This window comes from Candidatus Poriferisocius sp., from assembly GCF_965219815.1.
Classification (GTDB): Bacteria; Actinomycetota; Acidimicrobiia; order Acidimicrobiales; family Bin134; genus Poriferisocius.
Genome location: NZ_OZ244791.1, coordinates 2,319,099 through 2,330,736 on the forward strand (window position 1 = coordinate 2,319,099; position 11,638 = coordinate 2,330,736).

The following is an 11,638-nucleotide window of genomic DNA, read 5'->3' on the forward strand; positions in this document are numbered from 1 at the left end:
TTGTCAATGGTACGTTTGTTGTTGTTGTGGCTACGAAAACCGCTCGAAAGCCCCCTACAAAGCCCAGCGCAAAGTCCAAATCCAAAACCGAAGCCTCTCCCGATAGTCGGGTGAAGCAGGCTGCGGCCGCGGTTTGGGCTCGACACCGCGCCGACATCATCGCCGTGGGGTTCATCCTCGCCGGCTTGGTGGCGGCGTGCAGCCTATGGGCCGACGTGGCCGGACCGTTCGGCTCGGGGCTCAGGACCGTCCTCGGTGCCTTGATCGGCACCGCCCGGGCCGCCATACCGATCGCCCTATTGGCCATCGGGGTCGTGCTGTTGCGGGGTCCCCGTCCTGATGAGGAGTTTCAGGAGAGCACCCCAGGCGATTTCGACAAGAACCCCTACACCGACCCGGCTCGGGCCGATCTGGTGCTGGCTGTTCGCCTCGGCATCGGCACCGCGTTGACGCTCCTCTCGGTAACCGGCCTGCTCCACATCGCCATCGACCGGCCGGGCATCGAAGACCTCGACGGGCTGATGGGGGCGGGCGGAGCGCTGGGCCTGGCCTTCGGGGGCACGCTGGCCGCGATTATGGGCGTCTGGGGCGCGAGTCTGGTGGTGGGCGCATTCGGGCTCTTGGGGTCGGTGATACTCACTCGGGTGTCGTTGCGGGCGTGGGCCCGCAAGGTGAACGGCGCCAAACTCAAGACCGCCTTTGCCCAGTTCCTCGATCTCCTGACCGGCACCGCACCGCGGCCACTGGATTCCGAACCATCCGCCGAAGATGGCCAACCGGACGAACCGGAAGCGTCCTCGGCTGAACCCGAGGTCGTGCTCATTCCCTCTCCACCCCCTGAGCCCGAACCCGCTCTGGCCATGCTCGAAGCCGAGCCGAGGAGTGAGCCTGAGCCCGCCCCGACGCCCGAGCCTTCCAACGAGCCGCAGTGGGAGGCGCCGACCATCATCGGCGACAAGAAGTCCAAGTCTTCGAAGTCCAAGTCTTCCAAATGGAAGCTCCCCTCACTCAAGCTGCTGAACGGGTCTGATCCCCAGAAGGGCAGCCAGGAAGAAGCCACCCGGAAGGGCGCGGCCCTGGAGCAGGCCTTGGCCGCCCATGACGTGGAAACCAAGCTGGTCGGGATGGTGGTCGGTCCCACCGTGACCCGCTACGAGCTGGAACTGGCGCCGGGGGTCAAGGTCAGCCGGGTCACCAGCTTGAGCAAGGACATCGCCTATGCCCTGGCCTCACCCGACGTCCGTATCCTGGCCCCGATCCCCGGGCGCCAGGCCATCGGCGTGGAGGTGCCCAACCGCGACCGCCAGGTGGTGTCGCTGGGCGGGATCTTGGCGTCAGCCGAGGCCCGCAAGGCCAGCCACCCCCTCGAGGTGGCCATCGGCCGGGACATCAACGCCAAGCCGGTAATGATGGACCTGTCCCGGATGCCCCACATCCTCATTGCCGGGGCCACCGGAGCGGGCAAGTCGTCGTGCATCAACTCCATGATCACCTCGGTGCTAATGCGCTCCACTCCCGACCAGGTGCGCATGATCCTGGTTGATCCCAAGATGGTGGAGATGGCCCAGTATGAGCATGTTCCCCACCTGCTCACCCAGCCGGTAACCGATCCAAAGAAGGCGGCCAACGCCCTGGCCTGGGCGTGCCGGGAGATGGACCGCCGCTATGAGATCTTGGCTTCGGTGGGCGTCCGCGATATCGACGGATACAACGAGGCCTGCGATCGGGGAGTCTTCGACAACGAACGCAAACTGGGGATCGAGGACACCGAGCCCAAGGAGCGGATGCCGCTCATCCTGGTGGTGGTAGACGAGCTGTCGGATCTGATGATGGTGGCCCCCCGCGACGTGGAGGACTCCATCTGCCGCATCGCCCAGAAGGCCCGGGCGGTGGGAATCCATCTGGTGATCGCCACCCAGCGGCCGTCCATCAACGTGATCACCGGCGTTATCAAAGCCAACATCCCGGCCCGGCTGGCCTTCGCCGTGTCCAGTCAAACCGACAGCCGGGTGATCCTCGACCAACAGGGCGCCGAGCGCCTGGTGGGCCGGGGCGACATGCTGTTGCTCAGCCCCACCTCCACGTCTGCCCAGCGCATCCAAGGGGCGTGGGTGACCGAGTCGGAGGTTCGCAGCGTGGTGGGCGCATGGCGCCGTCAGGCCGCGGCGATGGAGCCTCCCAGCCTGGCCAATTCGGTGGCCACCGACGGTGGCGACGGCGACGACGATCCGCTGGCCCCAGCGCCTTCGAACGCCGCGAACGGGGCTGGTGACGATGACGATGAACTCTTGGTTCAGGCCATGAGGCTGGTGGTGGAGAGCCAGCTTGGCTCCACATCGATGCTCCAGCGCAAGCTCCGGGTGGGATTCGCCCGGGCTGGCCGGCTCATGGACCTGCTGGAGCAGCGGGGCGTGGTCGGACCCTCGGAGGGGTCGAAGGCCCGTGAGGTGCTGATGGCCCCCGACGAGCTCCCTTCATGAATGCTGACTGAGCGTCGGTAGTCTCCTCCTGTGGCTTTAGCAGCGGTGCTTCTGGCGGGGGGTCTCCTCGTGCTGGCCTTGGGTGCCGACCAATTGGTGATCGGCGCGTCGCGGCTGGCCTTCGCCCGGGGCATCTCACCCATCGTGATCGGGGCGCTGGTTATCGGCTTTGGCACCAGCGCCCCCGAGATGCTGGTGTCGGGCCTGGCTGCCGCCGACGGCAACGTCGATTTGGGGGTGGGCAACATCGTCGGCTCCAATGTGGCCAACTTGAGCCTGGTGCTGGGCTTTTCCGCCCTGGTGGCAGCAGTGGCCGTGGGGGGCCGCTACATCCGGGTGGCCAACAGCACCCTGTGGCGGGAGGGCGTGGTGTCGGTGGCGGCCGCAGGGTTGTTCTGGGTGCTGGTGCAAAACGGTTTGGAGCGCTGGGAGGGCTTCGTCTTGCTGCTGGCCTTCGTGGTGGCCATGACCGCCATCTTGTGGCGGCCGGCCTATGACGGCAGCTCCGCCGATGTGCTCCACACCGACAAGCCGATAAGCCAGCCTGCCGAGCTGGTCCGCACTGTGCTGGGGCTGGCCGCCACCGTGGTCGGCGCCCAGCTGGCGGTAACCGGTGCGGTGGACATAGCCCAAGAGGTGGGTCTGGGCTCGGGATTCGTGGGGCTGTCGCTGGTGGCGTTCGGAACCTCGCTGCCCGAGCTGATCACCGGGGTGCAGGCGGCCCGCCGGGGAGAGGCCGATCTGCTGGTGGGCAACATCTTGGGCTCCAACACGTTCAACAGCCTGCTGGTGAGCGCGGTAGTGGCCTTGGTGGGCCCCGGGCCCTTGGTCGACGGGAACCTCTCGGGTTTGGCGGTGTGGATCATGATGGGCATCTCGGTTGCCGCCTGGCTGTTCATGTTCCGGGGAGACGGCTTGGAGCGCTGGTGGGAGGGCGCCTTCCTCTTGGCCGTGTACCTGGTGTCGCTGCCGTTTTTGATCTCCGACCATGAGGAAGAGGCTTTGGGTCCAGCGCCGGCGGTGGAGTTGGTGGAGCAGGCGTCCGGCGCTGGTGGTTCTGACCTCGATGCCACCTAGTGTCGATACGGTGCGCCGGTTTTGGGTTGAGACGCTGGGGTGTCCCAAGAACCAGGTGGACTCCGACAAGATCACGGGGTTGCTGGTCCGAGACGGGATGGCCGCGGCCCCCGCGCCCGAAGAAGCCGATCTGGTGGTGGTGAACACCTGCGCCTTCATCGAGGAGGCCCGCCAGGAGTCGGTGGACACGGTGCTGGCGCTGCGCTCCTCGGCGGCCGAGGCCGAACTGGTAGTTACTGGGTGCATGGCCGAGCGCTACGGCGCTGAGCTGGCCGAGGCCCTGCCCGAGGTCGACCGGGTAGCCGGGTTCGGGGTGTCGGTGAGCATCGGGGCGAAGCCCTCTTCGGCGCCTGTGGCCGAGCTGCCCTCATTCGACCTGTTGAACCTGCCCCGCCCGCCCGCTGAGGCGCCGTGGGCCTACGTGAAGATCGCCGAGGGATGCGACCGGCGCTGCGGGTACTGCGCCATTCCCAGCTTCCGGGGGCCCCAGCGCTCTCGGTCGGCCGAGGCCATCGTGGCCGAGGTGGAGGCACTGGAGGTACAAGAAGCGGTGCTGGTGGCCCAAGACCTGGCCTCCTACGGCCGCGATCAGGGTCAAGGAGAGCGGGGCATCATCCCGCTGGTGGAGTCGCTTCGCAACCGGGTCCGCTGGGTGCGGCTGTTGTATCTGTATCCGTCCGACCTCACCGACTCGCTCATCGACGCCATCTGCGCCACCGAGGTGCCCTACTTCGATCTGTCGCTTCAGCACGTGTCCCGGCCTCTGTTGGCCCGGATGCGGCGGTGGGGCGACGGCGACCGCTTTGCCGCCCGCATGGCCGATATCCGCCATCGCCAGCCCGAGGCGGTGTTCAGGTCCAACTTCATCGTGGGCTACCCCGGTGAGACCGAGGCCGACCACGATGCCCTGCTCGACTTTGTGGCCGACGTGGGCTTGGACTGGTGCGGGTTCTTCACCTACTCCGCCGAGGCGGGTACCTATGCCACCACCCTCGACCGGCAGGTGCCGGCCGAATTGGCCGCCGAGCGCCGCCGGGAGCTGGCGGAGGTCCAAGACAGGATCACCGCAACCAAGCGTGACCAACTCATCGGCCGCGAAGTCGAAGTTCTGGTGGACACGCCTGGAATTGCCCGCAGCTATCGAGAAGCCCCGGAGATCGACGGGGTGGTTTCGGTGCCCGACCATCTGGCCGTCGGGCAGTTCCACACTGTGCGGGTGGTTGATGCCCTGGGTCCCGACCTGGTGGCCGAGGCGGTATCGCCGTGAGCAAGGCGGTATCGCCATGAGCCAGGTAGAGGCCTATTCCTGGGCTGATCTGCGGTTGACCGCCAATCTGATCACGTTGGGGCGCATTCTGCTGTCGCCCGTGCTCTTCGTGCTGATCTTGGCTGCCTCCGACAGCGCAGGGACGTCGTGGGCGGTGGTGGCGATGGGCTGGGTGCTGGGGGCCAGCGACTACTACGACGGCTGGGTGGCCCGGTCTTCCGGCAGCGAGAGCCGCTGGGGGGCCTTCTTGGACCCGCTGGCCGACAAGGTGATGATCCTGGGGGCTTGTTGGTGCTTTGTGGCCGTGAACCGCCTGTTCTGGGTGCCGGTGCTGATCATCACGGTGCGGGAACTGCTGGTGAGCGCCGTCCGCACCCGGTGGGCCCGAGACGGGCTGTCGCTGCCGGCGCGTCAATCGGCCAAGCTCAAGACCTTTATGCAAGGCGGGGCGCTCACTGTGGCCGCGCTTCCGTCGTTGGAGAATGTCGACTGGGCGGTATCGCTGGCCATCTGGTCAGCGGTGGCCATCACCGTCTATTCCGGTTGGCGCTATCTCGCCGACGGGCGAGCCGGGGCCATCGCCCCCGCAGACCAGTAACGGCCTATCGCTGGCGGCCCACTAACCTCCCTGCGTGAATTGTGAAGTAATCGCAGTTGGAACCGAGCTGCTGCTCGGCCAGATCGTCGACACCAACTCGTCGTGGATTGGCGAGCAACTGGCCATGGCCGGCATCGACTCGCACCACCAGGTCAAGGTGGGCGACAACTTCGGGCGCATGCAGGCGGTGCTGAACCAGGCTTTAGAGCGCAGCGACTCGGTGATCATGTGCGGCGGGCTCGGCCCCACCCAAGACGACATCACCCGGGATGTGATCGCCGCCGCCCTCGGGGTGGAGCTGGTGCGGCGGGACGACATCGTGGAGCGCATCTCTCGGGTGTTCGGAGGCCGGGACCGGGCCATGCCCGAGAACAACCTGCGCCAAGCCGACGTACCCGACGGGGCCGAGGTGTTTCCGGTGATGCCCGGCACCGCCCCCGGCTTCAAGGTGGAGACCGACGGCAAAGCCATATACGCCGTGCCCGGCGTGCCTTGGGAGATGCAGCAGATGGTGGGGGAGTGCGTGCTGCCCGACCTCAAAGAGCGGGCGGGGATCACCGCGGTGATCAAGAGCCGCACCCTGCGCACTTGGGGCGACTCCGAGTCAGGCCTGGCCGAGAAGCTGCACGAGGAGATCGAGCGCTTGGACGAAGTGGGCGGGTGTACCATCGCCTTTTTGGCCTCCGGTATGGAGGGTCTCAAAGTGCGGCTCACCGCCAAAGCCCCCAGCGAGGGCGAAGTGGACGAGATCTTGGTCAACGAGGAGCAGATCGTGCGGGGCATTATCGGCGACATCGTGTTCGGCATCGACGACGAGACCATGGAGTCGGCCGTGCTCGACGCCCTGAGGAGCCGGGGCTGGACCCTGGCGCTGGCCGAATCCCTCACCGGCGGATTGATCGGCTCCCGGCTCACCGCGGTGCCCGGCGCCAGCGACGTGTTCCGCGGCGGCCTGGTGTCCTACGCCAGCGACGTGAAGTTCGACCTGCTAGACGTGCCCGAGGGTCCAGTGGTGAGCGAAGAGGCCGTAACCGCCATGGCCCACGGCGCCGCCAAACTATTGGACGCCGACTGTGCTATTGCCGTCACCGGCGTCGCCGGCCCCGACCCGCTAGACGGGGAGGACCCCGGCACCGTGTGGATGGCCACTTTGGTGAACGGCCAGGTTGAGGCAGCCAAGGTCAAATTCCCCTTCGACCGCGAGCGCACCCGCCAATTCACCACCGTCTCCATCCTCAACAACCTCCGCATGCGAGTTATCGCCGGGCAGTAGACGCCCTTATGGGGCGAGGGAAGCGGGTCGGTTGGTCTAGATCTCGGGGTTGACGACGCCGGCGAGCATGCCGCCGTCGGCGATGAACTCGGCGCCGGTGCTGTAGGAAGACTCGTCGGAGGCGAGGTAGACGGCGAGGCGGGCGATCTCTTCGGGCTGGCCCACCCGGCCCAGGGGGAGCATGGCGAAGGTTGCCTCGCGGTCCTCGTCGGAGATGGCGTCGCCCAGGGTGTCGGGAGCGGTCATGGCGGTGTCCACGCCGCCGGGGTGGATGGAATTGACCCGGATGCCGTGTTGGCCCAGTTCTAGGGCCGCGTTCTTGGTCATGCCCCGCACCGCGAATTTGGAGGCGGTGTAGGCCACCGTGCCGCCGTAGCCGGCTATGCCGTTGGTGGAGCTGATGTTCACGATCGACCCGCCGCCGGCCTCGATCATGGCGGGAACGGTGTGCTTCATGCCCAGGAACACCCCCACCTGGTTGACGTTGATCACCCGCATGTAGTCATCCAGCGACGTGTCCACCATGGACACGCCGAACAGGAGGATCCCGGCGTTGTTCACCAGCACGTTGGGCGGGCCATAGAGGCTGATGGTCTCATCCACCGCCTTCTGCCACGCGCCCGGGTCGGTCACGTCCAAGGGGATGTAGTGGGCATTGGGGCCCACATCGGCGGCCACCGCCTCGCCCTCATCGTGGAGCACGTCGCCGAACACCACCTTGGCGCCCTCGGCGGCGAACAGCCGCACCTCGGCTTCGCCCTGGCCCCGGGCGCCCCCGGAGATGAGGGCCACTTTGCCGTCCAGCCTTCCCATTTCAGTTCTCCTCTTCGGTGAGATCGCGGTCGAGCCTAAGCGAAGCCGAGTTCATGCAGTAGCGCTCGCCGGTGGGGTGGGGGCCGTCGGGGAAGATATGGCCCAGATGTGCCCCGCACGCGGCGCACACCGCCTCGGTACGGGTCATGCCGTGGCTCTGGTCGGTGTGGCGGTCTACCTTGCCCTCGCCGGCCTCCTCGTAGAAAGACGGCCAGCCGGTTCCCGAGTCGTACTTGGTGTCAGAGGAGAACAGCTCCACGTCGCACACCCGGCAGCGGTACATGCCCTCGTCTTTGCAGTCCCAGTACTCGCCGGTGAAGGCCCGCTCGGTGCCGGCTTGCTGGGTGATGTGATACTGCTCGGCGGTCAGCCGCTGGCGCAGTTCCTCGTCGGTGAACGTTTGTTCTGACATACGCTCACCGTATCGGATGAACGGCCATTTCAGGCCAGCGAGAAGCCCCTTGCCGGGGTGTGGGGTACTTGTGGAATTCCGCCCCCGTAACTACGCTGATGTCATTACTCGGGGACAAACTGTCACTGGTCGTCTTTAGAGTGTGGCTCGACGTTCCCCCGTGAACTCGCAGCCGCGATACCCATGACCTTAAGGAGGAGATGTGGAGCGAGATAAGGCACTAGAGATGGCCCTCGGCCAAATCGAGAAGCAGTTCGGCCAAGGCGCCGTAATGAAGATGGGTGAGAAGGGCACCATGGCCATCGAGACCATCCCCACTGGGGCACTAGCCCTCGACTTGGCGCTGGGTGTCGGGGGGCTCCCCCGGGGCCGGGTGGTGGAGATCTACGGCCCGGAGTCCTCCGGCAAGACCACCCTGGCACTGCATGCAGTGGCCGAGGCCCAGCGGAACGGGGGGATCTGCGCGTTCATCGACGCCGAGCACGCCCTCGATCCGATCTACGCCAAGGCCATCGGCGTCGACGTGGACGAGCTGTTGATCTCACAGCCCGACACCGGCGAGCAGGCCCTGGAGATCGCCGACATGTTGATCCGGTCGAGCGCGCTCGACGTGCTGGTCATCGACTCGGTGGCCGCCCTCACCCCCCGGGCCGAGATAGAGGGAGACATGGGCGACACCCACGTGGGCCTGCAAGCCCGCTTGATGTCGCAGGCGCTGCGCAAGCTCACCGCCAACTTGAACAAGTCCAAGACGGTGTGCATCTTCATCAACCAGCTCCGGGAGAAGATCGGCGTGATGTTCGGCTCTCCCGAGACCACGCCGGGCGGGCGGGCGCTGAAGTTCTACTCGTCGGTCCGCCTCGACATCCGCCGCATCGAGTCCCTCAAGCAGGGCGTCGATGTGGTGGGCAACCGCACCCGGGTGAAGGTGGCCAAGAACAAGGTGGCCCCACCGTTCCGCCAGGCCGAGTTCGACATTATGTACTCCAAGGGCATCAGCCGGGAAGGCTCGCTGCTGGATGTGGGCGTGGACTTGGACATCATCGACAAGTCCGGGGCCTGGTTCACCTACGAGGGCGAGCACCTCGGCCAGGGCCGCGACAAGGCCAAGGCGTTCTTGTCTGAGCACCCTGAGATCATGGTGGAGATCACCGAGCGGGTGTGGAGGGCCGTGAACCCTCCAGCCGAGGAAGAAGCATCCGAGGTGGCCGAGGCCACCGAGGATGCCGCGGCCCAAACCGGCTAGGACACCGGAGAATCCAGCAGGGATGCCGGTGAAACCGGCTAGGAGGCAGTTGGTAGCCGACAGGTAGCCTGTCGGGGTGAGCCGCAGCTATTTCATCCGCACCTACGGGTGCCAGATGAACGAGCACGACACCGAGCGCATCGCCGGGCTGCTAGAAGCCGACGGGATGACATCGGCCGACGCCATGGAGTCGGCCGACGTCATCGTGCTCAACACCTGCTGCATCCGCGAGAACGCCGACAACAAGCTCTATGGCCAACTCGGGCACCTCAAGCGGCTCAAGCAGGCCCGCCCCGACATGCAGATCGCGGTGGCGGGCTGTCTGGCCCAGAAAGACCGGGATCTGATCCGGGAGCGGGCCGACCATGTCGACGTAGTGTTCGGCACCCACAATGTGCATCGGGCCGCCGATCTGATTGGTGCCGCCGCCGACGGGCCCATCGTGGAGATCCTCGAAGAGGCCGCAGACGACGACCGCGACAGCTTCCCCTCCGCACTGCCGGTGCGCCGGGACGCCCCCTACGCGGCGTGGATGACCATCCAGGTTGGGTGCGACAACTCATGCGCCTTCTGCATCGTGCCCGCGGTGCGGGGGGCAGAGATCAGCCGCCCGCTGGAGCTCTTGGTGGCCGAGGCCGCCGATCTGGTGGCCGGCGGGGTCACCGAGATCACCCTTCTGGGTCAAAACGTGAATTCCTATGGCCGCGATCTCCAGCGGGACCGCCGCCAGGCCGGAGAGCGGGTATCGCTTCGCCCGCTGTTCGCTGATTTGCTCCGATCCGTGGGCGCGGTGGAGGGCATCGAGCGGATCCGATTCACCAGCCCCCATCCCAAGGATCTGCGGCCCGAGACTATTGAGGCCATGGCCGAGGTTCCCTCGGTGTGCGAGCACCTGCACCTGCCCCTGCAATCGGGCAGCAACCGGGTGCTGGCGGCCATGCACCGGGGCTACACCGCCGAGCGCTATCTGGAGCGGCTGCGGGCCGCCCGGGACGCGGTGGACGACCTGGCCGTATCCACCGACATCATCGTGGGCTTTCCCGGCGAAACCGAGGACGACTTCGAACAGACCCTGCTGGTGGCCGCTGAGGCGGAATACGACTCGGCATTCACCTTCGTGTTCTCGCCCCGCCCCGGCACCGAGGCCGCCGAGATGACCGACCAGTTCTGCGACCCCGAAGAGGTGCGGGACCGCTTCGAGCGGCTCCGGGCGGTGGTGGACCGCTCCAGCCGCCAGGGCAACCAGGCCCGGGTTGGCCGACGCGAAGAAGTAGTGGTGGAAGGGCCGTCGAAGAAAGACCCCAGTGTTCTCACTGGCCGGACCCGTCAGAACCGCCTAGTCCACTTCCCCTCACCCCAGAAGCTGAAGCCGGGCACCTTCGCCACCGTGGACGTGACCGCGGCCGGAGCCCACCACTTGCGGGGAGAGCTGTCCGAGGTGACCGCTCCGCCCCGGTGGCGCACCCGGATACCGGTGGCCGCCCTCTGAGCGGCTTGTCGGGGTCCGAACTTGTGAAGATGCCGAGCACGCTGGCCGTCGTCGGGGTTACGGCCACTGGTAAGTCGTCGGTGGCCCTAGCCATAGCCCGCCGTCTGGGGGAGGCCGAGATCATCTCGGTGGACTCCATGCAGGTGTACCGGGAAATGGACATTGGCACCGATAAACCTTCCGCCGCAGTGCGGGCCGAGGTGCCCCACCACCTCATCGACGTGGCCGAACCCTCTGAGGACTACTCCCTGACCATGTTCCAAGCCGCGGCCCGCCAAGCCCGGGCCGACGTCGCAGCGCGAAGTCGACAGGCAGTGCTGGTGGGCGGCACCGGTCTCTACTACCGGGCGGTGATCGACGATCTGGAAATCCCGGCCCGCTATCCCGAAACGGCTGCCGCCCTGGAGGAGGAGCTCGATACCACGGCCCTGCATCGCCGATTGGTCGAGCTCGATCCGGTTGCCGCGTCGCGCATGGAGCCCACCAACCGGCGAAGGATCGTGCGGGCGTTGGAGGTAACAGTGGGCGGTGGCCGTCCGTTCTCCTCTTATGGGCCAGGCCTGAGCGAGTACCCGCCCCGCGACATTGTCCAGGTGGGCTTGTCGCTGTCTCGCGCCGAGGTCGACTGCCGCATTGAGCAGCGGTACCAGCGGCAAATGGAGGCTGGCTTTCTGGCCGAGGTGGAAGCTCTGGCCGCTCGCCATCCACCGCTGTCGCGCACCGCCTCCCAGGCTCTGGGCTACAAGGAGCTGCTGGCGCACCTCAGCGGCGAGATGTCGCTGGAGGAGGCGCTGACATTGGCCATCACCCGTACCCGGCGGTTCGCCCGCCGACAGGAGCGGTGGTTCCGTCGCGACCCCCGCATCGCCTGGCTCAACGCCGACTCCGACACCGAGTCGCTGGCCGATGAAGCGCTCTCCCACATGGCACAACACCGATCCCCGAGCTGAGGTCGAAATGGTGCGCGGTGCAGGGCCCAGAAC

Annotated in this window: 10 protein-coding genes; 8 read left to right on the top strand and 2 right to left on the bottom strand. The window is 66.6% G+C overall.

From position 1 onward, the window contains the following. Positions 1-110: 110 nt before the first annotated feature. From ACOQPI_RS11125 to ACOQPI_RS11145, 5 genes are read left to right on the top strand one after another with little or no spacing between them, the layout of a single operon-like run. Positions 111-2,480 carry a DNA translocase FtsK gene (locus ACOQPI_RS11125; protein WP_420619708.1) on the top strand — a complete coding sequence of 790 codons (2,370 nt, stop codon included), beginning with the start codon at positions 111-113 and terminating at the stop codon, positions 2,478-2,480. Positions 2,481-2,510: 30 nt separating this feature from the next. Continuing rightward, positions 2,511-3,557, top strand: a complete 1,047-nt coding sequence (locus ACOQPI_RS11130) for a sodium:calcium antiporter (RefSeq protein WP_420619709.1) — start codon at positions 2,511-2,513, stop codon at positions 3,555-3,557. 10 nt (positions 3,558-3,567) lie between these two features. After that, positions 3,568-4,824: a 30S ribosomal protein S12 methylthiotransferase RimO gene (rimO, locus tag ACOQPI_RS11135; RefSeq protein ID WP_420619710.1), complete on the top strand. Its 1,257-nt coding sequence runs from the start codon at positions 3,568-3,570 to the stop codon at positions 4,822-4,824. A gap of 16 nt (positions 4,825-4,840) precedes the next feature. Beyond that, positions 4,841-5,422 carry a CDP-alcohol phosphatidyltransferase family protein gene (locus ACOQPI_RS11140; protein WP_420619711.1) on the top strand — a complete coding sequence of 194 codons (582 nt, stop codon included), beginning with the start codon at positions 4,841-4,843 and terminating at the stop codon, positions 5,420-5,422. A 34-nt stretch (positions 5,423-5,456) separates the two neighbouring features. Beyond that, complete coding sequence (locus tag ACOQPI_RS11145; RefSeq protein WP_420619712.1) at positions 5,457-6,695, top strand: competence/damage-inducible protein A; 1,239 nt, start codon at positions 5,457-5,459, stop codon at positions 6,693-6,695. Positions 6,696-6,731: 36 nt separating this feature from the next. Here the strand turns inward: ACOQPI_RS11145 and ACOQPI_RS11150 are convergent, their stop codons facing one another. Then, positions 6,732-7,508: a glucose 1-dehydrogenase gene (locus tag ACOQPI_RS11150; protein WP_420619713.1), complete on the bottom strand. Its 777-nt coding sequence runs from the start codon at positions 7,506-7,508 to the stop codon at positions 6,732-6,734. Between the two features lies 1 nt (position 7,509). Beyond that, positions 7,510-7,920, bottom strand: a complete 411-nt coding sequence (gene msrB, locus ACOQPI_RS11155; RefSeq protein WP_420619714.1) for a peptide-methionine (R)-S-oxide reductase MsrB — start codon at positions 7,918-7,920, stop codon at positions 7,510-7,512. A 226-nt stretch (positions 7,921-8,146) separates the two neighbouring features. Here msrB and recA point away from each other — a divergent pair, with 226 nt between their 5' ends. From recA to miaA, 3 genes are all read left to right on the top strand, one after another. Next, a complete protein-coding gene (recA, locus tag ACOQPI_RS11160; protein WP_419851485.1) occupies positions 8,147-9,166 on the top strand; it encodes a recombinase RecA in 1,020 nt (339 codons plus the stop codon). A gap of 76 nt (positions 9,167-9,242) precedes the next feature. Beyond that, positions 9,243-10,655: a tRNA (N6-isopentenyl adenosine(37)-C2)-methylthiotransferase MiaB gene (gene miaB, locus ACOQPI_RS11165; protein WP_420619715.1), complete on the top strand. Its 1,413-nt coding sequence runs from the start codon at positions 9,243-9,245 to the stop codon at positions 10,653-10,655. A 29-nt stretch (positions 10,656-10,684) separates the two neighbouring features. Next, positions 10,685-11,605, top strand: coding sequence for a tRNA (adenosine(37)-N6)-dimethylallyltransferase MiaA (gene miaA / locus ACOQPI_RS11170; RefSeq protein ID WP_420619716.1), 921 nt, complete (start codon positions 10,685-10,687; stop codon positions 11,603-11,605). Positions 11,606-11,638 lie beyond the last annotated feature (33 nt).